Source organism: Halomonas shantousis, from assembly GCF_054654615.1.
This window is the reverse complement of record NZ_BAAIER010000002.1, coordinates 2,009,662-2,034,702: the sequence shown is the minus strand read 5'-3', so window position 1 is coordinate 2,034,702 and position 25,041 is coordinate 2,009,662. Positions and strand designations below refer to the sequence as shown.

Here is a 25,041-nt window from a genome sequence, read left to right as displayed (position 1 = left end):
CTGAATCGATGGCGGCCCACTGGCCCCGCCTTGCGGAGCCAGTCGGGTTCAGGCGGAAGCCTTGGCGCTGTCCTGGTTCGACGCAGCCGGCTTGTCGCTCGAATCTCCTGCCAGGTTCTTCTTGCTGCCTGATTTGAAATCGGTTTCATACCATCCACCGCCGGCCAGACGAAATCCGGGAGCGGATACCAGGCGGGATAGCGAAGGCTTGGCGCAGCTAGGGCAATCCGTTAACGGCGCGGCACTGACCTTCTGCAATTTCTCCAAGCGATGGCCACAAGTCTTGCACTCGTATTCGTAGATGGGCATGGTTCTCATCACTCTGTAATCGACAAGGCAACCGCAGGCATCCTCAAGAACAAACCTGGCATGCGGCGGCTTGAATATGTGGCCTTTCGTGGCGTTTTCCAAGCCTGCCATGGAAGCCGAGCATTATAGCGTGTTGCGGGGCTGGGCGGGCAAGGGCAAGCAGGCGTCTTCGTCGCTTGTTCATCCGATGCCCTGAATCCCGCCCATGCTTTTCATGATGTGACAAGGAGCCGTGATGAACGCCGTACTACTGGACGCAGCGAGCCTGGGTGACGATATCGATCTGTCCCCTATCAGAGAGGTGGTAGACGAACTGGAAGTCCATGCATATACCGACCGGGAGGCGCGATACGCGCGTCTGGAAAAGGCCGACGTCGCGATCGTCAACAAGGTGGTACTGGATGCGGAACTGCTCGATGCCCTGCCCCGACTCAAGCTGATCTGCATTCTGGCGACCGGCACCAACAACATCGACATGGCGGCGGCCAAGCGCCTGGGAATCGAGGTCAGGAATGTCAGTGCCTACGGGACCGACAGTGTTGCTCAGCACACGCTGATGCTCATGCTGGCGCTGGCCAATCGCCTGCCTCTTTACACGCGTGACGTCGCCCAGGGGCGTTGGGGAGAGAGCCCCTTCTTCTGCCTGCTGGATCATCGCACTCTGCAACTGTCAGGCAAGAAGCTGGTCATCGTCGGCCATGGCACTCTGGGGCAGGCTGTCGCCAGGCTTGCCGAGGCGTTCGGCATGCAGGTCATTTTTGCCGCACGCCCGGGCATGGAGGGTCAGGACACGAGGCCATCCCTCGCCGATCTGGCCGGGGAGCTGGACGTGCTGAGCCTGCACTGCCCCTTGACCGATGCGACCCGCCACTTGGTGAATGAGGCATTGCTCGCCAAGATGAAGCCGGATGCCCTGCTGATCAATTGTGCACGTGGCGGCATGATTGACGAAGAGGCAGCGCTTATGGCGCTGAGGGAGGGCCGTCTGGGCGGGCTTGGCGTGGATGTACTGCCGCAGGAGCCTCCTCGTGAGGGCCACCCTCTGATCGACGCGCTTGCGGAGCCGCTGAATCTGATTGTCACACCGCATAGCGCCTGGATCTCGCCCGAAGCCCGCGCCAATATCGTGCGCCTGACCGCTGACAATCTGCGTCGTCGATGAAGGGTGTCGGCGTTGCGATGAGCCGTGCATCGTTCGCCGGCATGTGAATTTCCCTTCCTGTCCGTCAGGTCTTTCAGGCGTACCGGAGCTTACATGATGTCATGACCTGCCCTAAACTCGTCGACACATTCGCCCCGGGCTTCGACAGGATGCGCGCCTTACAGGAGGGTTCATGATCTATAATTACGGGTCCATCAACATTGATCACGTTTACCGAGTGCCTCACCTGGTGCGCCCCGGCGAAACGCTGACCAGCCAAGGCTATCGACAGGTGCTCGGTGGCAAGGGCGCCAACCAGTCGCTGGCCATTGCCCGAGCCGGTGGCCGGGTCACCCATTGGGGACGCCTCGGTCAGAAGGACCGCTGGGCATTGGAGACACTGGCCTCCTCGGGAGTGAATACCTCCCATATCGAGCTGACCGCCGAAGCCAGTGGCCATGCCCTGATTCAGGTCGACGATACCGGGGAAAACGCCATCATTCTGCATCCCGGTGCCAACCACGGCTTTACCGACACGCACCGTGATGCGCTGATGGCTTCGGTAGAAGCCGGGGATTGGCTGTTGATGCAGAACGAATGCAACTCCCCCGACAAGATTATCCGGCTGGCCGCCGAACGCGACATGAAGATCGCTTTCAATCCGGCGCCGCTAAGTGCCAACGTGACGCGCCTACCGCTGGAATATTGCCAGCTGTTGTTCCTCAACCGCGGTGAAGCGGCCGCCCTGACAGGCAACGACGAGCGGACCTCGGCTCACGTCCTGCTCGATGCCTTGCATGAACGTCTGCCCGGCGTCGAAATTGTCCTGACCCTGGGGCATGAGGGAGCCTTCTACCAGTATGACGTGCAGCGTATCGAGCTGGCGGCTCATCGGGTCGAGGCTGTCGACACCACGGCAGCGGGAGACACCTTTATCGGTTACTTCATGGCGGCCAGGCAGGCTGGCAGTGCCATCGAATCGTGCTTGTGCAGAGCCAGCACGGCTGCCGCCCTGTGCGTACAGAAAGCGGGAGCGGCGCCCAGCATTCCCTTGGCAAACGAGGTCGAAGCGGCATCGCAAGCCTGGCCGTCACTCGAGATGCTTCACAACTGAATGCCCCCACTCGAACAAGGAAAGGAAGCCACCATGCGCATTCCCATCATTTTCGATACCGACCCAGGCGTCGACGATGCCCAGGCCATCGCCATCGCCCTGGCACACCCCGAAATCAATCTGATCGGGATGACCACGACCTACGGCAATGTCGACATCGATACTGCCACGCATAACGCCCTGCTGCTGTCGCAACTGGCAGGTGAGAACATTCCGGTGGCCCAAGGGGCAGCGGCTCCGCTGGTCAAGAACAAATACCCCGCTCCAGCGCACATCCATGGTGCGAACGGGCTGGGCAACATTGACTTGCCGGAGCTTGAGCATCATGCCGTAACACTGTCCGCTCCGGCTTTCATCGTCGAGCAGGTCAACTCCCGGCCGGGCGAAATCGTGCTGGTCGCCGTCGGCCCTCTGGGAAATCTCGCCGCTGCACTGCAACTCGATCCGGGCATTGTCGATAAGGTCAAGCAGGTCGTGATCATGGGCGGATCCATTCGCGAAGGCGGTAACGTTTCGCCAGTGGCGGAAGCCAACATCTTCAACGACCCGCATGCTGCCGCCCGCGTTCTTACCGCTGGCTGGCCGCTGACGCTGGTGGGGCTGGATGCCACTCATCGCTGCGTGCTGAGTCCGGCACACATGGAAAAAATCGCCGCCGCACAAGGTGAACTCGGCAAGATTCTATCGGGCAGCTACGCCTTCTATCGCCGCTTCTATCAGGGCGCGCTGGGAATCGACGGCTGCTGCCCTCACGACAGTTGTGCGCTGGCGTGGCTATTGAAGCCGGAGCTGTTTACCACTGCCAGAGGGCACCTGAACGTCATCACCGATGGGCTCGCCGAAGGCCAGACGGTATTCGCCCCCGAGGGGCGTGCATTCCTGGGCGAACAGTGGTCCCGGACACCGCTGGTGGACGTCTGCCTGGGAGCCGACGGTGATGCAGTGGTTGACTGGATTGTCGAGACCCTGACGGCTTGAAATTTTAACCTGCCCAAACGGCAAACGGGGGAGCCGGATCCTGGCATCCTTTGCTCCCCTTCCCCACCTTCAACGGGTAGTCAGCTTACGACTTCCTTTATCCACTGCCCGTGTGCTGGCTAAAATCATCCAATCATATCCATCATTACAATAATCCAGAGATTATTATTATAAAAACAATATTAGACCAACATTTAAATGCAATTATTCCCTCTCACCCTCGCCCCATTTAGACGAGACAATATTTTATTTAACATTTTTTATAAAAAATACGTACCGCCTCGTTTGACGAAAACACATTGCTCGAAAGAAAACAAACATAACAAAACATTGACGGGATTGTCAGCAAAACATTTATTTGCCGGCCTCCGGGAAGAGCACTACGCTTTTGACGAAAGTTAATTCAATACGATTATTTAATAACCATCATTGAATATTATATTAGGTTCCGCGCTCTATGCGTAGCGACATGCATTGGTGCAGTACGATTGCGCCATGTGGATCCTGACGCTCTAAGTTAACGAGACATACCATCAGATATATGCTTGGCAAGGGAGAATTTTATGAAGGAAGAAAAACTGATAGGAAAGTTGAGCCTGCAACTTGCAACCCTAGGTGCGGCAAGCACATTCCTACTTGTTTCCGCGGCTCACGCGCAGAGCGAAACAGCTGATCGGGCAGCAACCGAATTCCAGCGGTTAGATCAGAACACTAACCAACTTCTCGAATGGGAGGAGCTCAGGCCACGACTCGAGACTGCCCAGATCCAGAGCAGCCGCGATGAAATTCTGGGTGAATATGATCAGGACGACGATCAAGCCCTGAATCAGGAAGAATATCAGCGCTTACTGGTTTTCATTGCCGAGCAGGAGCGCAACGGTGATGGAGGAGAAAGAGAAGTCGTCGTGCAGTCTCAGCAGCCTCAGGTTGTCGTGGATAGCGAGCCGCCCAAGGTAAATGTCGATCCCGCTGAGCCACAAGTATCTGTGCAGCAGATTGCGCCTCAAGTCAGAGTCGAACCAGCAGACCCAAGCGTTACAGTCGACCAGAGACGACCCAAGGTTATTGTCAGGCAGCCACGTCCCGAGGTCACCGTCAACATCCCTAGACCGGAAGTTGAAGTGATCTTGCGTGACCCGAACGTGGATGTCGAAACGGGCCGGCCTGACGTCTCGGTGGAGTTGCAGGAGCCTCAGGTCGATGTCACCCAGGGCCGTCCCGATGTAGCTGTTCAGCGCCCCGAACCGGAAGTTTCTGTCAGGCCTGCAAAACCGCGTGTCGTTGTAGATGAAAGCGACCAAGCCCGTGTGGCAGTGGCAGATCAGGATCAAGCCCAGGTTCAGGTAGAGCAGGCGGAGGCTGACGTACGGGTAACCGATAACGCCAACCCTGAAGTTGAGGTTGAATCCGCCGAAGGTGCACAAGTTCGTATCACGTCAGCTCAGCAGCAAGCTTTGGATGCAATGTTGGTTACTGATGTGGTAGGTGCAGATATTTTTACTCAGGAAGGCGATGAGCTTGGCTCCGTGGAAAGGATCGTAGTCGCACGAGATACGAATGAACCCGCCTTTGTCGTGGAGTCTGGCGGCGTTCTGGGCTTTGGTGCAGACCGGGTGGTTGTGCCCCTTAACGAAGTACGCCTCAATGCTGATAATCAGCTCGTCTGGGCAACAGGAATGACACTGGACCAGATGTCACAAGAAGGCTACCAGGCACAGAATTACAATGAAGTCTCGCCACAGGAATATGACAACCTGGGCCAACTAAGAAACGCCCAGTGATATAAATCGATACAGGCTTCATATATCCCCCTTCAAGGCTCCCAAGACGAAAGGCTTTGAAGGGGGAGTTCATAACCGCCATGGATTAAATGGGGCATCCATGCCCGTGTAATAAGTCAGCCAGGTATGAAGCGGCTACGATTCCTCCGCTGTATCGTGGTGGGCAGTGCTAGCGATCAAGTAAAAGGGGATATTATGACGGACCGGAAGCTGACAAGAAAACTGCAAATCGCAACGCTCGGGGCTGCCAGCACTTTATTGTTGGCGCCACTTGCAAACGCTCAATCGGAAGAAACCGACCAAGCTCAGGTCACGGTGGAATCCTCTGAGCCAGAAGTTTCAGTCAAACAAGCGGAACCTGAAGTGACGGTCGGTGATTCGGCAACCCCCAACGTGAACGTCGCGAACGATCAGGATGAAGCAGAAGTTATCGTCGAACAGCCAGAACCCAAGGTGACTGTCAATATGCCGGAGCCGGATGTAGAGGTTATTCAGGCAGACTCTGCAGAAGGTGGCGAAGCTTCCCAGCCCCCCCAGACTAATGATGTTCAAGTAGAACAGGAGCAACCCGGAGCTCAGGTAGAGCAAGAGCAGCCCAGGGTGACGGCGGGTCAGGATTCACCGGAACCTGCTGAACCGGAGCCTGCTGCACCGGAGCCTGCTGCACCGGAACCGAGTCCCTTGGACAGGATGCAGGTTTCCGATCTTGAAGGAATGACCGTTCACGGCACAGGAGGCGACGAACTTGGTTCCATCGACAATGTGGTCATGTCCAATGACAACAACAATGTTGGGGTCGTCATCGGCATGGGTGGCTTCTGGGGGCTGTTTGAGGAGCAGGTATTGATCCCTCTCAGCGAACTTCAGCTCGACGGGGATCAGCTCGTTTGGCAAACCACCAAGACTCCTGATGAAATGGAGCAGTCAGGTTTCGATGAGCAGAACTACACCGAGGTTTCTTCACAAGATTACGAGTTAGTGGGCGATTTAAGAAGAAATGCTCAGTAAGCTCTACTTGGAGGAGGCCCTAGATACCGAGTCTCCTCCAGGTTTTGCGACGGCGCAGCAAACCCTTCCTTGGGCGCTATATGCGTTATCTGACCGCCATGGGCGCCGCAATGAAAGGGATCAATTTCCGGCCATGTCGAATGACCGTCGCTCCGACCTGCCCTCGGTCCGCCTCGCCGAGAAGGTTGGAAATGGACTCTTTAATATAACAAAAAGCTGTCCTTGTCCTGCCAAGGCAGCCTTTCCACCTCGACATGAGTTACCCGTGCCTCCGGAGGGCCCTGCCAGAGCCACTGCGCTACGGTATTGACCGCTTCGCTTTCGCCGCAGAGCAGGACTTCCACTCGACCATCGGGAAGGTTCTTCGCATAGCCGGTGACCCGCATCGCAAGGGCCTTCTCCTGAGTGGCCTGACGAAACGATACGCCCTGGACCTTGCCTGTCACGACAGCTCTGACGCTGCACTTGCTCATTTCCCGCCTCCTTCTGTCTTCATGTGTGATTAGGGTTTCTCGTATCCGTTGCTCCGAACACTGAACCCGACCCGACCGCGTAAAGCCTCCAGGCTTCAGGAAACGATTTCATGCTTGACCCGTACAGCCGTATTCCGCGGCACGATGGGCTTGCCGCGCGCTTGCAGATGGACCTTGGTAAAGGCGGCTCCGAACAACAGAATCAAGGAGGAGTAGTAGACCCACAACAGAATCAATACAACGGAGCCGGCAGCACCATAAGTCGATGCCGTTGCCGTGTAGGCGAGATAGGCAGCGATGCCATAACGTCCCAGCGCGAACAGCACTGCCGTGACGAACGCTCCAAGCATGACATCTCGCCAGCCGATGACGATGTCCGGCAACACCTTGAAGATGGTGGCAAAGAATAACGTGATCATCGCCAGAGACAGAAGAAACTCGAAACCGCTGAGCAAGAATCCCGGCAGAGGTAACCACTCGCTGGCATAACGGATTACGGTACGCAGCGCGACCCCCAGCAACAGCGATACCAGCATGACGAAACCGATTGCCAGTACTACGGCCAACGACAGCAAGCGCGTCTTGAGAAAGAGCAGTATGCTGCTTCGTCCCGGCTGGGCGGTCACGCCCCAGAGCATGTTGAGCGAGAACTGCATCTGGCCGAAGACCGTGGTGGCACCGACCAGCAACGCCCCTACCCCAAGCAAGGTCGGCAGGATGCCAGACTCCTCGATGCGTGACTGGGCCACGGCCTGTTCGACGGCCGATGCCGCATCGGCACCTATGGTGTCCTGCAACTGCGTGACAATCTGCCCCTGAGCGGCATCCTCGCCCAGCACCAGGCCGATTACGGTCACTGCAATGATGACGGTCGGCGCCAAAGAAAATAGCGTGTAGAAAGCGAGAGAACCCGCATAACTGAAGGCATTTCGATCAAGCCATAACCCTACGGCATTCTTCACGACACACAACCAGTCGACCCGCAGCTGTTCCTTCACATAGGCTCCTTTCATGTATTTCGAAGGCTTTATCAGCAGCATAGCGAAGCAGCTCGCCGATAGCTCCCTCACATTGCAGGCTGAGCCTGGTCTGACCATAATGGCGACCGCCCAGTGATTCAGCCACAGGAGCTTTCATGGCGCCAACGCCTTCCAGCTCGTCAGCATCTTATGATTTCGACTGCCTTGTATTCATCGGCAGATTCCAGCCGCCACACCTGGGGCACCTGGCGGTCATTCATGAAGCCCTGCGGCGGGCTCGTCAGGTCATCGTCCTGGTGGGATCCGCGTGGCAGGCCCGTTCGCTGCGCAATCCGTGGCGCTTCGATGAGCGTGCCGGGATGCTGCGCAGTTGCTTCGACGAAAGTGCCAATCACCGCCTCGAAATCGAGCCGTTACTGGATGCCCTTTATAACGATGATGTCTGGGTCAGGGATGTCCAGCGCAAGGTGCGGGACATTGCCCGCCCGGTACATGGCAAATTGCCGAGAATCGGCTTGATCGGTGCCAGCCGTGGGCAGTCGAGCTACTATCTGAGTCTGTTTCCGCAGTGGGAATCGGTCAGTGTACCGCTGGTCGACGGGATATCGGCCAGCCAGATTCGAGAACATCTTTTCCATTCGTCCCCTTCAGCGACGGCCTATCTGGCGAGAGAGGCTCAACGGGATCTGGACCAGCCGATCCGTGAGACGCTGGCGACATTCCAGCGCTCCGAGCCTTATCAGAACCTGCTCGAGGAACAGCATCTGCTCGGCCAGTATCAGGCGGCATGGGCCCAGGCGCCCTATCCACCGGTTTTCATCACCGTCAATGCCGTCGTGGTGCAGTCCGGACACGTGTTGCTGGTCAAGCGCAGTGCGGCCCCCGGCAAGGGGCTCCTGGCCTTGCCGGGCGGTTTCGTTCGTCAGCATGAAAGATTGATCGATGGTTGTCTGAGGGAGCTACGCGAGCGTGTGCGCCTCAAGGTCCCCGAAGCGGTCCTGAAGGGATCGCTTCGGGGACAACGTCTGTTCGACGAACCTCATCGAAGCTGGCGAGGTCGCACGCTGGCAGAAGCCTTCTATTTTGCGTTACGACCGGAACAGCAGCTTCCGCGGCTCAAGGGGTCCAAAGAGAGTGAGCAGGCGCGTTGGGTGCCTCTGGCGGATCTTGAGCCGGACACGCTGTTCGAGGATCACTTCTTCATTATCCAGAATTTTCTAGGGCTGCCTGCCGATATGGCATCCTCGTGATGGATTACGCTTGCAGAAAGTCACGCGGCAGCTTCATCATTTGCCGCCACAGTTTTTCGACACCAGGCTTGTGAACCAGCGAGCAGCGGTAGAGACGTATCTCGAGATCGATACTCCAGTCCGGTCCTGCCTGCACCAAGCGGCCTGAGGCCAGCTCTTCGCGAATGCAGAAATCGGGAATCCAGGCCATACCGACTCCCTGTAGCGCCATGCCTTTCAGCCCTTCCGCCATGGCCGTTTCATAAACCGTCTTCAGGCGCATGCGCAGTGGGTCATTCTTCAGCAGCATGCGTACGCTGCGCCCCAGAAAGGCACCTTGGGTATAGGCGAGAAAAGGGATCGCCTCCTCTCCGGACAGCGGGAAGCGTGGCGAGCCATCTTCCTTGGGCACGCAGACGGGCAGCATCTTGACCTGCCCGATGGAGAACGAAGGAAACGCTTCCGCATCCAGCTGCATGGTGGCGTAAGGGTCATGATACGCCAGCATCAGATCGCAGTTACCCTCGCGCAGGACATGGATAGCATCACCCACGTTCATGGCCACCAGTCGGGTGGGCAGTTCACCGACGCCCTTCTGCAAGCGTGAGATCCACTGAGGATAGAATGCCAGAGCCAGAGAGTGAGCCGCGACGATATCCAGCGCCTCGTTGGCCATCGACAGGCCTCGCAGGTGGCCAAGGCATTCCCCGAGCTGCTCGACCATGTTGCGTGCCGTAATCAGAAAGAGTTGCCCTTCCGGTGTCAGGCTCACCGGAGTGGTCGAGCGATCGACCAGCGTAGTACCGACCGCTTGCTCCAGAGAGCGTATCCTGCGGCTGAAAGCCGGTTGGGTGACGTGACGCTGACGAGCGGATGCGGAAAAACTGCGTGTATTGGCCAAGGCAACGAAATCTTCCAGCCATTTGGTTTCGAGATTCACCGGATCTCCTTCGCTCGGCGATGCATATCAGGACGCCGCCAGCGGATGGGGGCAAGCCAGGTAATTGATAACCGGAAAGTGTAACGAAACGCACCATGACAGCCAATCGCGATTCTGTCGTCCATGCGTGTAGTGGAGTTTTACTGCACGGGAGCGAGCAGATAGGCTGCGCGCGATACCAGCTTGCGCCATAAGGGACGAGAGTTGAGCTCTTCCCAGCTGACTTCCCGGCAGTGGAGAAAATCGTTTTCCAGCATGGCATGAACTTCAGCGGCAAACTGCTTATCGGGAACGTAAGCGCTAATCTCGAAATTCAGGCGAAAGGAACGGTTGTCGAGATTTACCGTGCCGACCATGGCTGTATGATCATCTATCAAGAGAACTTTTTGATGAAGAAATCCAGGAAGATAACGGTATATTTTGATGCCTTGTCGAATCATGTCCGGCAGAAACGCAAAAGCCGACAGAAACACCAGAAGATGATCGGGGCGCTCCGGGATCATCACCCTGACATCGACCCCGCGCAGCGACGCCAGAACCAGTGCGTCCTGCACGCCCTGATCGGGGACGAAGTAAGGACTGGTCACCCATAGTCGTTTCCTGGCGCTATGGATCGCATGCTGAACCAACAGGCTCGCCGTTTCACGTCGGTCGGCCGGGCCGGAAGGAACGATGACGACATGCTGGCACTCCCTGCAGGTTACCGCGGGCTCCCATTCCAGAGCGAGAATCGTCCCTGTCGCCCAGTACCAGTCCTCCCAGAATGCCTCCTGAAGCCCCAGCACGCTGGGTCCTGTCAGCTTCAGGTGGGTATCTCGCCAGGCACCGAACCGCTCGACTCTGCCAAGGTATTCATCGGCCGCATTGAGCCCTCCCGTCCACCCCACCTGTCCGTCGACAACGGCGACCTTGCGATGATTGCGAAAGTTGAGCTGAAAGCGATGCCGCCATCCGCGAGACGAATTGAAGGCCGAAACTTCGGCACCCGCCTCCTCCAGATCGCGAAGATAGCCGTCGGGCAGACCGTGACACCCGACTTCATCGTAGAGAAAGCAGACGCGAACTCCCCGTTCGGCCTGGCGCACCAGGTGCCGCTTCAGTTCAAGGCCTGCCCTATCGACACGCACAATGAAAAACTGAATCAGGATGTACTCCTGCGCCGCATCGATTCCGGCCAGCAGACTCTCGAACGTTGCCGCCCCATCGATCAGCAACTCGGCCCGGTTGCCGGTGGTCATCGGCATCATGGCCAGGCGTTCGACGGCATGAATATGTCCGACATCCTGTTTGGGATGAGACAGATATGGCAGCAGGTTGGGGCGATAGCGCTGCAATACCTGACGCAGAATGGTATCGCGCTCATCACGGGCCGACACATAACCGTAAAAACGGGGCTGACCGAATATCCAGTAGACGGGTACGGCAAGATAGGGAAACGTGAGCAGCGCCACGATCCATGCCACCGCCCCCTGAGACGTGCGCACGGACATCAGTGCCATGACGGCAGTCAGAGCGCCTGTCACGTGAATGAGAAAAAGCGCTCCACCGATGAGTTCGGATGTCATCCGTAACGGTCTCCTGTCTCGGGCAAGCGTGTCATACAAACAGGCCCCGCCTGAGCGGGGCCTTAGGTTCAATCATGCCGGTTCAGGCACGTTCTGCAATGATTTCCTTCCACTTTGCCGGTCCGGTCTGATGCACGGACTCTCCTTGACTGTCGACGGCGACGGTCACCGGCATGTCCTCGATCTCGAATTCGTAGATCGCCTCCATGCCCAGATCCTCGAAGCCCACGACACGCGATTTCTTGATGGCTTGAGCGACCAGGTAGGCGGCGCCGCCCACGGCCATCAGGTAGACGGCCTGATTGTCGCGGATCGCTTCGATGGCTACCGGGCCACGCTCCGCCTTGCCCACCATGCCGAGCAGTCCCGTCTGCTCCAGCATGGTCCGCGTGAACTTGTCCATGCGCGTGGCCGTCGTCGGCCCGGCAGGTCCCACCACCTCGTCACCCACCGGATCGACGGGCCCCACGTAGTAGATGAAACGCCCCTTGAGATCGACGGGAAGCGACTCTCCCTTGGCCAGCATGTCGACCATTCGCTTATGGGCGGCGTCACGCCCGGTCAATAGCTTGCCCGATAGCAGGACGGTATCGCCGGGCTTCCAGGTCCTGACCTCTTCCGGCGTGATGTCGTCGAGATTGGCGCGCTTGACGCCTTCGCCCACTTCCCAGGTGATCTCCGGCCAGTCCTCGATCCTGGGCGCCGGCAGTTCGGCAGCGCCGCTACCGTCCAGCGTGAAGTGAACATGACGGGTCGCCGCGCAGTTGGGAATGATGGCTACCGGCTTGTTGGCGGCATGGGTCGGGTAATCCTTGACCTTGATATCGAGTACCGTGGTCAGCCCGCCCAGCCCCTGAGCGCCGATGCCGCTCTTGTTGACCTTGTCGAACAGCTCCAGGCGCAGTTCCTCGGCGCGGTTGGAAGCGCCACGCGCCTGAAGGTCCTGAATGTCGATGGGATCGAGCAGTGCCTCCTTGGCGATCTCCATGGCCTTCTCCGCCGTGCCGCCGATACCGATGCCCAGCATGCCCGGCGGACACCAGCCCGCCCCCATCTTGGGCAACTGCTCGAGTACCCAATCCACGACACTGTCGGAAGGGTTAAGCATGGCGAACTTGGACTTGGCCTCGCTGCCGCCGCCCTTGGCCGCGACATGGACTTCCACCTTGTCGCCGGGAACGATCTTGTGATGAATGATCGCCGGTGTATTGTCCTTGGTGTTCTGGCGCTTGCCGTCGGGATCGGCAAGGACAGAAGCACGCAGTACATTGTCCGGCAGCAGATAGGCGCGACGCACGCCCTCGTTGATCATGTCGTCGAGACTCATCTCGGCGTCCCAGCGCACGTTCATGCCAACATGTACGAATACCGTCACGATGCCCGTATCCTGGCAGATCGGGCGATGCCCCATGGCACACATGCGCGAATTGATCAGGATCTGAGCAATGGCGTCACGTGCGGCAGGGTTCTCCTCCCGCTGATACGCCGCATGCATGGCGTCGATGAAATCTTTGGGATGGTAATAGGAGATGTACTGCAGGGCATCAGCCACGCTCTGGATCAGATCGTCCTGGCGTATCACGGTCATGAAGAAGAAGCTCCTTGCGGATGACGGTATGGACGCGAGGATGCCGTCAGGAGGCGCGTCGCGTTTCGTGGGCACGAATTATACCTGATCGTCACCGCTACGGCAGGCTTTGCTCGCCACGAGAGCCGTTTGCTGCTCACGGCCATACACGACGAAACCGTTGTCGCCCACTTCTGCTATAAAGAAGACGTTCGTGATATGCCGCTACAAGCGGTCATTGGAGCATGGAATGGAATTCAAGGATTACTATCAGGTACTGGGTGTGGGACGCGATGCGCCACAGGACGGGATCAAGCGAGCCTATCGCAGGCTGGCCCGCAAGTATCATCCCGACGTTAGCAAGGAAGCGGACGCAGAAGAGCGCTTCAAGGAACTCGGGGAAGCCTATGAAGTCCTGAAGGACCCGGAAAAACGCGCCGCTTACGACCAGCTCGGTCAGAACTGGCAGGCCGGACAGGACTTCCAACCACCGCCGGACTGGGACACTGGATTTGAATTCCGTGGCGGTGGCTATACGCAGGAAGATGCCGCGGCCTTCAGCGATTTCTTCGAGTCGCTGTTCGGAAGAAGTGGCTTCGGCCAACGTGGGTTCCATGACGCCCATCGCCATGGCGTCGACTTGCGCGGCGAGGACCATCATGCCCGCATACAGATCGAGCTGGAAGACGCTTACCGCGGTGCCACACGCACCATCACGCTCCAATCGGCGGAGCTGGACGCCCGAGGCCGAATTCAGCGGCGTGAACGCAGGCTCAACGTTCGTATTCCCAAGGGGATCAGACAGGGCCAGCGCATACGCCTGAGCGGTCAGGGCGGCCCCGGCCTGGAAGGCGGAAAGGCCGGCGATCTCTATCTGGAAGTCGAATTCAACGTGCATAACCGCTATCGCGTCGAAGGGCATGACGTCTTTCTCGAACTGCCGGTGACGCCGTGGGAAGCTGCCCTGGGAGCCACCGTCAGGGTACCGACGCCAGACGGCAGCGTGGAACTCAAGATTCCTGCCGAATCGCATGCCGGACAGCGCTTGCGGCTCAAGGGGCGCGGCATTCCCGGTAAGCCTCCCGGTGATTTTTATGCAATTCTGCAGGTTGTCCTGCCCCCTGCCGACAACGAGCGGGCGCGGCAGGCCTATCGCCGCATGGCTGAAGAACTGAGTTTCAATCCGCGTGCCGACCTGGGAGTTTAGTTGTCATGACAAACCAAACGCACTCCGTGTTGACCGGAGAGAACCTCGACGAAACCCCTATTCTCACCTTCGGTGAGCTATGTCGCGCCTGCACCATGCATGCCGAGTGGGTCATCGAACTGGTTGAGGAGGGCATCATCACGCCGGTGGGCCAGGATCGTTCCAGCTGGCGATTCTATGGTGTCAGTCTGCGCCGTGCACTGGTCGTACGGCGCCTGCAACGGGACCTGGGCGTCAACCTGGCCGGTGCCGCGCTGGCGCTGGAGCTCATGGATGAGATCGATGACCTTCGCGAACGCCTGGGAAGGCAGGGTTATCGATGAAGTTCGGTCGGGTCTCGATATAGGGCTTGGCTGAATTCAGGTGATCTCTCCGGCGACTTCATATCGCCGGATGATATCGTTGAGGTTATTTATCTAGATAACGGTATAAATATTACCCACCCAGATAGGCACGCCGCACGTCATCGTTGCTGAGCAGCGCTCTGCCGCTGTCCTGCAGTACCACCCTGCCATGTTCCAGCACATAGCCCCGATCAGCGATCGACAGCGCTCGATGAGCGTTCTGCTCGACCAGAAAGATCGTGGTGCCTTCTTCGCGCAGCTTCTCGATGATCTCGAATATCTGAGCGATGATAATGGGGGCCAGCCCCAGCGACGGTTCATCGAGCAGCAGCAGTCGCGGCCGGGTCATCAGTGCACGGCCGATGGCCAGCATCTGCTGTTCACCGCCGGACATGGTGCCGCCACGCTGGTGGAAGCGTTCCTTCAAGCGGGGAAAGAGCGACAGCACATAATCGATACTGTCCTGGTTCTCTCCCTTGGAACGGTAATAGCCCCCCATGGCCAGGTTCTCCTCCACCGTCATACCGGTGAAGATGCGTCGGCCCTCGGGGACCACGGCCAGTCCCGAGCGCATGATCCGCGACGTAGGCTGCCCCTGAATCTCCCGGCCATCGAACCGGATTCTGCCGGCACTCGGACATGGGTCACCGCAGATCGACATCAACAACGTTGTCTTTCCTGCCCCGTTGGAGCCCACCAATGTCACGATCTCACCTTGGCGGACCTCGAGAGAGACATTGTCCAGGGCCTGGATGGGGCCGTAATGCGTCGTCAGGCCATCGACTTTCAGCATCGCTTCGGTCACATTCACTCCTCGCCCAGGTAGGCCTTGATCACTTCGGCGTTACGGCGCACCTCTTCCGGCGTGCCATCGGCAAGCGGCTTGCCTTGATTGACGACATAGATGCGATCGGAAATCCCCATGACCAGACTCATGTCGTGCTCGATGAGCAGCACCGTGATCCCCTCCTCCTCCTTGAGCTGGACGATCAGATGATCGAGATCCCGCGTTTCGTTGGGATTGAGCCCCGCGGCCGGCTCGTCGAGCATCAGTAGCTTGGGACGAGTGACCATGCAACGAGCGATTTCCAGGCGTCGCTGCTGCCCGTAAGCCAGGTTGCCCGCCTCGCGGTTGGCGAAATCGACCAATCCCACTCGCTCGAGCCAGTGCGCCGCCAGCTCCATCATTTCGCTTTCGCGCCGGCGATAGCCCGGGGTCAGAAACAGTCCCTTCAACAAGTTACGCTCGGCCTGCATGTGCTGGGCGACCAGCAGGTTCTCGATAACGGTCATTTCCTTGAACAGGCGCACGTTCTGAAAAGTGCGCACCATGCCGGCACGCGCAATCTTGAACCCGGGCAGCCGATGCATCGGCTGGTTCTCGAAGATCACCTCGCCGCTGGTCGGCCGGTAGAAGCCGCTGATGCAGTTGAAGACCGTGGTCTTGCCGGCGCCGTTGGGCCCGATGATCGAAACCACCTCACGGGGATTCACGTGCATGCTGACCCGATCCACCGCCAGCAGACCGCCGAAGCGCATGGACAGGTCGCGCACGCTGAGCAGGGGGGAAATCCCCTTGGGAGATTCAGCCACTTTTTTTCAACTCCATCTGCGGTCGCTTGAGCGGCAGCAGCCCCTGCGGGCGCCACACCATCATCAGCACCATGATCAGCCCGAACAGCAGCATGCGGTACTCGTTGAATTCGCGTGCCAGTTCGGGCAGCAGGGTCATGGCGATCGCGGCAAGAATGACGCCCAACTGCGACCCCATACCGCCGAGCACCACGATGGCCAGCACGATGGCCGACTCGATGAAGGTAAAGGATTCGGGGCTGATGAACCCCTGACGGGCAGCGAAGAACGACCCGGCGAACCCGGCAAAACTGGCTCCGATAGTGAATGCCGACAGCTTGATACCTGTCGGATTGAGCCCCAGGGAGCGGCAGGCTATGTCATCCTCACGCAGCGCCTCCCAGGCACGACCGATCGGCATACGCATCAGGCGATAGATGACGTAGACGGTCGCCAGGACAAGGAGAAGCGCCAGGATATAGAGATAGATCACCTTGTGGCTGGGGTCGTAATCGATGCCGAAGAACTCGTGGAAAGGCGTATAGCCTTCGCTGGCACGGCGCGAGAACTCCAGATTGAACAGGGTCGGCTTGGGAATCCTCGAGATCCCATTGGGGCCACCGGTCAGCTCGGTCCAGTTGTTGAGCAGAATGCGAATGATCTCGCCGAACCCCAGCGTCACGATCGCCAGGTAATCACCACGCAGACGTAACACCGGAAATCCCAGCAAATAGCCGAAAAGCGCCGTCATGGCTCCGGCAACAGGCAACGCCTCCCAGAAGGAAAAGCCGAAATAGCTGTTGAGCAGTGCATACGTATAGGCACCCACGGCGTAGAAGCCGACATAGCCCAGGTCCAGCAGCCCAGCCAGGCCGACCACGACATTGAGTCCCAGCCCCAGCATCACATAGATCAATGTCAGTGTGGCGATATCCACCGCACTGCGATTGCCCAGAAAGGGAAACAGCAGCAACGCGCCGATCACCAGCGCCACGATCAGCCGACGCTGGGCATGATGCTGCAAGAACGGCGGCAGCGAAAAGCGTGACCCGCTCCGGGCGTTCCGGCGCATGGCTTCGATGCGTGGTCTCAGCAGCTGATAGACAAACACGGCGATAGCGGCAAGCCCTAGCCACAACCATGTCATCGGCCCCTGCAGGGTCACGATTGTCATGACCCCTTCGGAGCGCAGTTGAACGCCCAGCACCGAAGCACCGAGCAGCAGAGTCAGCCCGGCGGAAAAGGCGGCATAAAGAATATGACCCGACATCAGATTTTCTCCACTTCCGGCTTGCCGAGGATGCCCCAGGGACGGAACAGGAGAATCAGGATCAGTAGCCCGAAAGCCACCACATCCTTGTATTCGGTCGATAGGTAGCCACCGGTCAGCGCCTCGGCCACACCCAGGATCAGGCCGCCCAGCATGGCACCGGGAATACTGCCGATTCCGCCCAGCACCGCTGCAGTAAACGCCTTGAGCCCTGCCAGGAAACCGATATAGGGGTTGACCACGCCGTAGTACATGCCCAGCAGCAGGCCAGCCACTGCGGCCAGCGCCGCGCCGATGACGAAAGTCATGGAAATCACCAGATCGGTATTGATCCCCAGCAGGTTGGCCATACCCCTGTCCTGCGAACAGGCACGACAGGCGCGTCCCAGCCGGGAGCGCGAAATGAACAAGGCCAATAGTGCCATGCTGATCAGCGTGACCACGAAAATGATCACCTGCATGTAAGAGAGATTGACCATGTAGCTATCGCTGCCGAACTCCCAGCCGCCCGGCAACAGGCTGGGAATGGCCTTGTCCCTTGAGCCTTGGGCCAGGCGCATGTAATTCTGCAGAAAAATCGACATGCCGATGGCGGAGATCAACGCGATCAGCCGTTTCGAGCCGCGGACCGGACGATAGGCGACACGCTCCACGGCGAAGCCATAGCCGCTGGCTACGACCATCGCGACCAGCAGCGCAGCAACCATGATGAAGGCAGTATTGTCGATGCCCATCATCGCCAGCCCACTGATGACGATAAAAGCCACATAGGTGCCGATCATGTAGATTTCGCCGTGGGCGAAATTGATCATGCCAATAATGCCATAGACCATGGTGTAGCCAATGGCGATCAGCGCATAGGTGCTACCAATGGTCAGCCCATTGATCACCTGTTGCAGGAAGTAGAGTGTTGCTTCCATCGGAATTACCTACGCAAACGCCCGACCGGCTTTCTCTCGATAGAACCGGGAAAGCGGTCGGGCGAAGAGAGGCGTCGCGATCAGCGACGGTTAGCGTGATGTGCTGAAGCGACGATCATTCGGCCTCGGTCTTGGTGGCATCGGCATGCCAGTTATAGACGATGAAGTTGAACTCCTTGAGATCTCCCTTCTCGTCGTACTGAACCTGACCGATCGGCGTCTCGAAGGTGTTCGAATGCAGGTATTCGGCCACTTCATAAGGATCGGTGGAGCCCGTTTCCTTCATGCCTTCGGCCATCAGATACACGGCCGTATAGGCCGGCATCACGAAGGGACCCGAGGGATCCTGATTCTTCGCCTCGAAGGCGGCAACCAGATCGGCATTGGCCGGATCGGTCTCGAAGGCCTGCGGCAGGGTCACCAACAATCCCTCGGAAGCGTCGCCTGCGATCTTGGAAATGTCGGGATTACCGACACCTTCAGGCCCCATGAATTGAGCATCGTACCCCTGCTCGCGGGACTGACGCAGCAGCAGGCCCAGCTCAGGGTGGTAGCCGCCGTAATAGACGAAATCGACGTTCTCGCGCTTGAGCTTGGAGATCAGCGAGGAAAAATCCTTGTCGCCAGCGGTGATACCTTCGAACACGGCGACATCGATGCCGGCGTCCTCGACCGTATCACGAACACCGGTAGCGATACCTTCTCCGTATTGCTGCTTATCATGAATGATCGCCAGACGCTCGGGCTTGATGTGTTCGGCGATGAATTTTCCGGCGACCGGCCCCTGCATGCTGTCGAGCCCGATGGTGCGGAAGATGGTTTCGTAGCCCGCCTCGGTGATCGCCGGGCTGGTCGACGCCGCGGTAATCATCAGAATGCCCTCTTCGGCATAGATATCGGAAGCCGGCTGGGTCGCACTCGAGCAGAGATGCCCCACCACGAATTGCACGCCATCGTTGACGATCTGGTTGGCTACCGCCACGGCCTGCTTCGGATCACAGGCGTCGTCATACTTCACGCCCTTGAGCATTTCACCGTTGACGCCGCCCTGCTCATTGATCCTCTCGATGGCCATTTCGGCACCGGTGAACTGCATGTCGCCATATTGAGCCAGCGGCCCGGTCACCGGCCCCGCCAGACCGATGGTGATATCGGCCTGCGCCGTGGCATTCGCCATGCAGGCTCCCACGGTCAACACCAGCAGTGACTTGCGCATCGCGTTTTTCATGGTGTTCTTGATCTCGTTGTTATTTATGGCTCACCGCATGATGCGGCATACGGCGCCATTATTGGCCTCGGCCGAACAAGCTGTAAAGCCACGTAACCACCATGAAACGGGGCTCTTTAGTCGTATCACATCATGTCTCAACCTGCGATTGACGGTTTCCCGAAAACAAACACCGAGACGCACTCGCTTCAGAGCAAAAAGCGCTTCCGAGACCTAAAAACAGGCGCTGAAATTTTTTTTCGGGCGTCCAGACATTGAGCCGGCGCATTGCAGCAGTCCGATGCGCGACCGTCATACCCCAAGGACCGGCTCGCACGGACAGGCAGCAAAGCCTCATCCCGGCGTCATTCGGCCGGAATGAGGAGACAAGACGTCAAGCGAGACAAAGAAAGGAAAGGAATCAGCCCAGCTCGATCAGGCGGGCCTTGAGTGCATGCAATTGATCGCGGAGACGTCCAGCCTCCTCGAATTCCAGATTCTGCGCCGCCTCGAACATGGCATCTTCCAGCTTGGCGATTTCACGGCCCAGCTGCTCGGCGTTCATGTTGCGCAGGGCATCGGCCGTGTACTGGCCCGGCGCTTCGGCTACGCGCTGTTCCGCTCGTTTGCGCCCCCCCTTCTTGCCCGGTACCTGGGCGCCTTCCATGATGTCGGCGACGGAACGGGTCACGGTTCTGGGCGTTATGCCGTGCTTCTCGTTATGCGCCATCTGCTTGGCCCGGCGCCGCTCGGTCTCATCGATGGCCCGGCGCATCGAGTCGGTAATCCGGTCGCCATAGAGAATCGCCTTGCCGTTGGCGTTACGCGCTGCACGGCCGATGGTCTGAATCAGCGAACGCACGGCTCGCAGGAAACCCTCCTTGTCGGCATCGAGAATCGCCACCAGCGAGACTTCGGGGATATCGAGCCCTTCTCGCAGCAGGTTGATGCCCACCAGCACATCGAACTTGCCCAGCCGTAGATCGCGGATGATCTCGACCCGTTCGACGGTATCGATATCGGAGTGCAAATAGCGTACCCGCACACCATGCTCGTCGAGATATTCGGTGAGATCCTCGGCCATGCGCTTGGTCAGCGTGGTGACCAGGACACGCTCGCCCACTGCGGTACGCAAGCGGATCTCGGAGAGCAGATCGTCCACCTGAGTGGTGGCCGGGCGCACCTCGACCTCGGGATCGACCAACCCGGTGGGACGCACCACCTGCTCGACCACCTGGCCGGCGTGCGTTTCCTCATAAGGGCCTGGCGTGGCGGAGACGAAAACCGTCTGAGGAATGATCGACTCCCACTCCTCGAAGGTCATCGGACGGTTGTCGAGGGCCGATGGCAGACGAAACCCGTACTCCACCAGCGTTTCCTTGCGCGAGCGGTCACCGCGGTACATGCCGCCCACCTGAGGTACGCTGACGTGAGACTCGTCAATGATCAGCAAGGCATCGTCGGGCAGGTAGTCGAAGAACGTCGGTGGCGGCGCGCCCGGCGCACGTCCCGACAGGTAGCGCGAATAGTTCTCGATGCCGTTGCAATAGCCCAGCTCGAGCATCATTTCGATATCGTACAGCGTGCGCTGCTCCAGCCGCTGGGCCTCGACCAGCTTGTCCTGCTTGCGCAGCACCGACAGCCGCTCCGCCAGCTCCTCCTTGATCGACTCGATGGCATCGAGAATGGTCTGGCGCGGCGTCACATAGTGCGTCTTGGGATAGATGGTGATGCGCGGGAGCTTGCCGCGCATCTCGCCGGTCAGCGGGTCGAAGAGCCGAATGGTATCGATCTCGTCGTCGAACAGCTCGATGCGTACCGCCTCGTCCTCGGAATCGGCCGGGAAGATATCCAGCACGTCGCCGCGCACGCGGTAGGTCCCGCGACGAAAGTCCATGTCGTTGCGCGTGTACTGCAACTCCGCCAGCCGCCGCAGCAACTCGCGCTGGTCGACGCGATCGCCGCGGTCGAGATGGATGACCATCTGCAGATACTTGGCGGGATCGCCCAGGCCATAGATCGCCGAGACCGAGGCCACGATCAATGCATCCCGTCGCTCCAGCAATGCCTTGGTCGCCGACAGCCGCATCTGCTCGATGTGGTCATTGATCGAGGCATCCTTCTCGATGAAGGTGTCCGATGACGGCACGTACGCCTCGGGCTGGTAGTAGTCGTAGTAGGAGACGAAGTATTCGACGGCATTGTCGGGAAAGAACGACTTGAACTCGCCGTACAACTGCGCCGCCAGCGTCTTGTTGGGCGCCATGACGATCGTCGGACGCTGTAGATGCTCCACCACGTTGGCAACGGTGAACGTCTTGCCGGAGCCGGTCACCCCGAGTAGGGTCTGATGGGCCAGCCCGGCTTCGAGGCCATCGATCAAGCCCTGAATGGCGGCGGGCTGGTCACCGGCGGGACGGTATTGCGACTGGATACGAAATGGTTTGCTCATGGCTCTCAGATGGGGCTCACGTTCCCCGGGTTCAAGGCGCACGCTTCGAGATCACGCCGTATCGAATGCCAGGGAGGGATCATGCCAGTGGTACGGCAATGTCTGCGGGGCAACGGCACCGCGATGCCGATGGCAGCAGGCCATCGGTAGGCGAAGCGATAGACAGCGAAACCCCTGCCATGTTCACCCCGTTGCCTCACGGCCTTGTCTGTCGAACTAGCGACGCACCTTGAAGCCCAGCGCCTCGACAGCATTGACGAGTGCCTCAGGCTTAACGCGTCCCTCCACTTCTGCACCATGCCGGCCGACTTCAGCACTGTCGACGCCATCCACCATCATGAGGGCCGTGGTGATTTTATTGACATCTTCGGGTGTCGTGACCCCGTCGAAACTCAAGGAGATGATGGCCATGCTGCCTCCTACGGGCTGCAGATAGGATCATGATTGGTCTGTAGTCTAACATGCCACACCCATCACGACGGTTGGAAATGACGTCGCGGTCCCAATTATGTAGCTACTATACTGCCGGCGGGTCAGGCCCGCTCTTCAGCCGAACAGGAGTTGCGCCATGAAAGACTGGATTGCCTACCTCGAAGCACAAGGTGCCCGTTTTGCGGCACCGGATCGCTGCGATTTCGGTGACGAACATCAGGCACGCCTGGCCTTGGAGAACACGACGCTTGCGCCGCTCCCCCACCTCAGAGTGCTTGAGATCGATGGTGCGGATGCCAAGCCTTTCCTGCAGGGACAGACCAGTGCCCAGGTGGACCTGGCCGACGGCACCTTCGCGCCCCTGACAGCGTTCTGCAGTGCCAAGGGACGCATGCAGGCCAATGCGCAACTGATGCAGGTTGCCCCCGAGCGCTACTGGTTGATCCTCGATGCCAGCCTGGCGGTATCGCTGCATGAACATCTGGGCAAGTTTGCGGTTTTCTACAAGCTGGCCATCACGGTTCGCGATGATATCGCTCTGCTGGGACTCATCGGCCGCGATGCACCGGCACTGCTGGAGACCCGCCTGGACATGGTGCCTACGGGCCAATGGGGCATGAGACACACCGCGGGCTACATCGCAACGCGTCATCCCGGGCCCCTGCCACGTTTTCTGATCGGTACACCACAAGACGAAGCGGCAGCGCTCTGGGACAGGCTGGCCTCCAGCGCAACACCGGTAGGCAATGCCGTGTGGCAACTCCATGACATTCAGGCCGGCCTGGCATGGGTATCGAAGCCTCACCAGGATGCCTACCTGCCACAGATGGTGAACTGGGAGGCCCTGGGAGGGGTCAGCTTTCGCAAGGGATGCTACACGGGGCAGGAAGTGGTGGCCCGGGCGCACTTCCGCGGCCAAGTCAAGAAGCGCCTGATGCGTGGACAGCTCGAAGGCAGCGAATTGCCTGCTCCAGGCACATCCGTCGAGGACAATAGCGGCAAGGCATTGGGCGAAGTATTCTGCGCGGCCATCGACGCCTACGGTCAGGCCGAGATCCTGGCGGTGGTCACGACGCGCGATACGCCGGAGGCCATGCAGGTCAACGGTATCCCCTTGAAGCCCCTGAAGCTGCCGTATCCCATCGAACGGCTGGATCCCGAATCCCTGGCTCAGGGAGCGCCCTAAGCCAGCTTCAGAAGTTCTCGGGCATTCGCCGTGCTGTGTGCGGCGATGTCCTGCGGATCCTGTTGGCGTAGCTCAGCGATGCAATCCCGGATCTGCGGTAATCTTGCCGGTTCGTTGCGTTGCCCCTGATAACCGGCTATCGGCATGTCCGGGCTGTCGCTCTCCAGTACGTAGCCATCATCCGGCAACGCTTCCACCGCGCGGCGCAGGCGCTGCGCCCGCTCGTAGGTGACGGCGCCTCCCAGGCCGATCCGGTAACCCAGATCCAGGAACCGATGCGCCTGTTCAGGACTGCCGGCAAAGGCATGGATCACGCCGCCTGCCGGCAGATCCAATTGCCGCAGGCGCTTGGCTACCTTGTCATTGGCATGCACGCAGTGAATGATGACGGGCAGCTTGCGTTCCTTGGCCAGACGTAGCTGCGCCTCGAACCAATGCCACTGCGCATCGAGAGTATCGAAACGCGCATCGATACCACACTCACCGAGCGCGACTACCTCGGGATGCGCATCCAGCTGCTCGTTCAGCGCCTCCAGATCGCCTTCGGCATGCTCATCCAGGAAATAGGGATGCAGGCCGAGACACAGGCTTACGTCATCGCGCCGGCCCAGAGCAATCACGCCCTCCCAGCGGGCGCGCGTCGTGCCCGGCACCACGAAGTGCGTCACCCCCTCATGATGGGCTCTGGCGAACATCGCCTCGCGATCCTCGGCGAAATCGTTGAAATCCAGGTGACAATGCGTGTCGATCATGGGCAATCTCCTTTTGCAGACAGCGGCAACCGGCGCGATATCAGGCTGATCGGCGCTCACCTTGGCGGGTTCGCATGTCAGGTATCGGAAGGCGGCAGTTCGGACGTGCAATGTCCGCAGCGAGTCGCCTTGATGGGAATCGTCAGGAAACAGAACGGACAGGCCTTGTCCGTAGGTGCCTTGGGAGCGACGGTCTCTTCACGCTTGAGGCGGTTGATGGTCCGAACCAGCAGGAATACCGCAAACGCCACGATGACGAAACTGATGGCGGCATTGAAAAACAGGCCATAGTTGACAGTGACCGCGCCCGCTTCGCGAGCCTCGATCAGGGTCTGGTAAGGGCCCGAGGGGGTACCCGACTTGAGCACCAGAAAGAAATTGGAAAAATCCACGCCGCCGATGAGCATGCCCAGCAAGGGATTGAAAATATCCTTGACCAGACTCTGCACGATGAGCGTGAAAGCGCCGCCGATGATGATGCCGACCGCCATGTCGACGACATTGCCCTTGACGGCGAATTCACGAAATTCCTTGAGAAAGTTGGCTGCCATGTTCGACTCCTTGTCACGAAACGGCCTTCATCCATGGTACCGGCGTTCTGATACCGGCGTGAC

The 25,041-nt window shown here is 59.0% G+C and carries 24 protein-coding genes; 9 read left to right on the top strand and 15 right to left on the bottom strand.

Annotation, left to right across the window (positions count from 1 at the left end; all coding sequences use genetic code 11):
* Positions 1-48: 48 nt before the first annotated feature.
* On the bottom strand, positions 49-309 hold the full coding sequence (locus tag ACYQ12_RS09750; RefSeq protein WP_459874497.1) for an FmdB family zinc ribbon protein: 261 nt from the start codon (positions 307-309) through the stop codon (positions 49-51).
* Between the two features lie 235 nt (positions 310-544).
* Between ACYQ12_RS09750 and ACYQ12_RS09745 the strand changes: the two genes are divergently transcribed.
* From ACYQ12_RS09745 to ACYQ12_RS09725, 5 genes are all read left to right on the top strand, one after another.
* Positions 545-1,471, top strand: a complete 927-nt coding sequence (locus ACYQ12_RS09745; protein ID WP_459870807.1) for a D-2-hydroxyacid dehydrogenase — start codon at positions 545-547, stop codon at positions 1,469-1,471.
* A 172-nt stretch (positions 1,472-1,643) separates the two neighbouring features.
* Entirely contained in the window at positions 1,644-2,564 is a 921-nt protein-coding gene (locus ACYQ12_RS09740; RefSeq protein WP_459870804.1) for a ribokinase, read from the top strand.
* Between the two features lie 33 nt (positions 2,565-2,597).
* Entirely contained in the window at positions 2,598-3,542 is a 945-nt protein-coding gene (locus ACYQ12_RS09735) for a nucleoside hydrolase (RefSeq protein ID WP_459870801.1), read from the top strand.
* A gap of 563 nt (positions 3,543-4,105) precedes the next feature.
* The gene (locus ACYQ12_RS09730; protein ID WP_459870799.1) at positions 4,106-5,323 is read left to right on the top strand and encodes a PRC-barrel domain-containing protein; all 1,218 of its coding nucleotides are present in this window, start codon (positions 4,106-4,108) and stop codon (positions 5,321-5,323) included.
* Between the two features lie 195 nt (positions 5,324-5,518).
* Positions 5,519-6,331, top strand: coding sequence for a PRC-barrel domain-containing protein (locus ACYQ12_RS09725; protein WP_459870796.1), 813 nt, complete (start codon positions 5,519-5,521; stop codon positions 6,329-6,331).
* A gap of 200 nt (positions 6,332-6,531) precedes the next feature.
* Here the strand turns inward: ACYQ12_RS09725 and ACYQ12_RS09720 are convergent, their stop codons facing one another.
* Positions 6,532-6,804, bottom strand: a complete 273-nt coding sequence (locus ACYQ12_RS09720; protein ID WP_459870793.1) for an acylphosphatase — start codon at positions 6,802-6,804, stop codon at positions 6,532-6,534.
* A gap of 95 nt (positions 6,805-6,899) precedes the next feature.
* Positions 6,900-7,817, bottom strand: coding sequence for a YihY/virulence factor BrkB family protein (locus tag ACYQ12_RS09715; protein ID WP_459870790.1), 918 nt, complete (start codon positions 7,815-7,817; stop codon positions 6,900-6,902).
* 122 nt (positions 7,818-7,939) lie between these two features.
* Here ACYQ12_RS09715 and ACYQ12_RS09710 point away from each other — a divergent pair, with 122 nt between their 5' ends.
* The gene (locus tag ACYQ12_RS09710; RefSeq protein ID WP_459870788.1) at positions 7,940-9,034 is read left to right on the top strand and encodes a bifunctional nicotinamide-nucleotide adenylyltransferase/Nudix hydroxylase; all 1,095 of its coding nucleotides are present in this window, start codon (positions 7,940-7,942) and stop codon (positions 9,032-9,034) included.
* Between the two features lie 4 nt (positions 9,035-9,038).
* Here ACYQ12_RS09710 and ACYQ12_RS09705 read toward each other — a convergent pair whose 3' ends face one another.
* The 3 genes from ACYQ12_RS09705 to ACYQ12_RS09695 form a co-directional block, all read right to left on the bottom strand.
* Positions 9,039-9,953, bottom strand: a complete 915-nt coding sequence (locus ACYQ12_RS09705; RefSeq protein WP_459870786.1) for a LysR substrate-binding domain-containing protein — start codon at positions 9,951-9,953, stop codon at positions 9,039-9,041.
* 140 nt (positions 9,954-10,093) lie between these two features.
* Positions 10,094-11,518 (bottom strand): cardiolipin synthase, encoded by a 1,425-nt coding sequence (gene cls / locus ACYQ12_RS09700; RefSeq protein ID WP_459870784.1) that lies wholly within the window; start codon positions 11,516-11,518, stop codon positions 10,094-10,096.
* An 82-nt stretch (positions 11,519-11,600) separates the two neighbouring features.
* Positions 11,601-13,106, bottom strand: a complete 1,506-nt coding sequence (locus tag ACYQ12_RS09695) for a fumarate hydratase (protein ID WP_459870782.1) — start codon at positions 13,104-13,106, stop codon at positions 11,601-11,603.
* Positions 13,107-13,335: 229 nt separating this feature from the next.
* On the opposite strand from ACYQ12_RS09695, the gene ACYQ12_RS09690 reads away from it, so the two are divergent.
* Positions 13,336-14,292: a DnaJ C-terminal domain-containing protein gene (locus ACYQ12_RS09690; protein ID WP_459870780.1), complete on the top strand. Its 957-nt coding sequence runs from the start codon at positions 13,336-13,338 to the stop codon at positions 14,290-14,292.
* A 5-nt stretch (positions 14,293-14,297) separates the two neighbouring features.
* The gene (locus tag ACYQ12_RS09685; protein WP_459870778.1) at positions 14,298-14,615 is read left to right on the top strand and encodes a chaperone modulator CbpM; all 318 of its coding nucleotides are present in this window, start codon (positions 14,298-14,300) and stop codon (positions 14,613-14,615) included.
* 112 nt (positions 14,616-14,727) lie between these two features.
* On the opposite strand, the gene ACYQ12_RS09680 is transcribed toward ACYQ12_RS09685, so the two are convergent.
* The 7 genes from ACYQ12_RS09680 to ACYQ12_RS09650 form a co-directional block, all read right to left on the bottom strand.
* The gene (locus ACYQ12_RS09680) at positions 14,728-15,429 is read right to left on the bottom strand and encodes an ABC transporter ATP-binding protein (protein WP_459874496.1); all 702 of its coding nucleotides are present in this window, start codon (positions 15,427-15,429) and stop codon (positions 14,728-14,730) included.
* A 14-nt stretch (positions 15,430-15,443) separates the two neighbouring features.
* Positions 15,444-16,229, bottom strand: coding sequence for a high-affinity branched-chain amino acid ABC transporter ATP-binding protein LivG (livG, locus tag ACYQ12_RS09675; protein ID WP_459870776.1), 786 nt, complete (start codon positions 16,227-16,229; stop codon positions 15,444-15,446).
* Positions 16,222-17,478 carry a high-affinity branched-chain amino acid ABC transporter permease LivM gene (locus ACYQ12_RS09670; protein WP_459870773.1) on the bottom strand — a complete coding sequence of 419 codons (1,257 nt, stop codon included), beginning with the start codon at positions 17,476-17,478 and terminating at the stop codon, positions 16,222-16,224. Before ACYQ12_RS09670 ends, livG begins: the two co-directional genes overlap by 8 nt.
* Complete coding sequence (gene livH / locus ACYQ12_RS09665) at positions 17,478-18,398, bottom strand: high-affinity branched-chain amino acid ABC transporter permease LivH (RefSeq protein ID WP_459870770.1); 921 nt, start codon at positions 18,396-18,398, stop codon at positions 17,478-17,480. The genes ACYQ12_RS09670 and livH overlap by 1 nt, the downstream gene beginning before the upstream one ends.
* Before the next feature lie 115 nt (positions 18,399-18,513).
* Positions 18,514-19,626, bottom strand: coding sequence for a branched-chain amino acid ABC transporter substrate-binding protein (locus tag ACYQ12_RS09660; protein WP_459870767.1), 1,113 nt, complete (start codon positions 19,624-19,626; stop codon positions 18,514-18,516).
* A 400-nt stretch (positions 19,627-20,026) separates the two neighbouring features.
* Positions 20,027-22,057 (bottom strand): excinuclease ABC subunit UvrB, encoded by a 2,031-nt coding sequence (gene uvrB, locus ACYQ12_RS09655; protein ID WP_459870765.1) that lies wholly within the window; start codon positions 22,055-22,057, stop codon positions 20,027-20,029.
* A 216-nt stretch (positions 22,058-22,273) separates the two neighbouring features.
* Positions 22,274-22,468, bottom strand: a complete 195-nt coding sequence (locus ACYQ12_RS09650) for a hypothetical protein (RefSeq protein WP_459870762.1) — start codon at positions 22,466-22,468, stop codon at positions 22,274-22,276.
* A gap of 157 nt (positions 22,469-22,625) precedes the next feature.
* On the opposite strand from ACYQ12_RS09650, the gene ygfZ reads away from it, so the two are divergent.
* Positions 22,626-23,675, top strand: a complete 1,050-nt coding sequence (gene ygfZ / locus ACYQ12_RS09645; protein ID WP_459870760.1) for a CAF17-like 4Fe-4S cluster assembly/insertion protein YgfZ — start codon at positions 22,626-22,628, stop codon at positions 23,673-23,675.
* On the opposite strand, the gene ACYQ12_RS09640 is transcribed toward ygfZ, so the two are convergent.
* Positions 23,672-24,427 (bottom strand): TatD family hydrolase, encoded by a 756-nt coding sequence (locus ACYQ12_RS09640; protein ID WP_459870757.1) that lies wholly within the window; start codon positions 24,425-24,427, stop codon positions 23,672-23,674. The two genes, ygfZ and ACYQ12_RS09640, sit on opposite strands and share 4 nt — an antisense overlap.
* Before the next feature lie 77 nt (positions 24,428-24,504).
* Complete coding sequence (gene mscL, locus ACYQ12_RS09635) at positions 24,505-24,978, bottom strand: large-conductance mechanosensitive channel protein MscL (RefSeq protein WP_459870754.1); 474 nt, start codon at positions 24,976-24,978, stop codon at positions 24,505-24,507.
* Positions 24,979-25,041 lie beyond the last annotated feature (63 nt).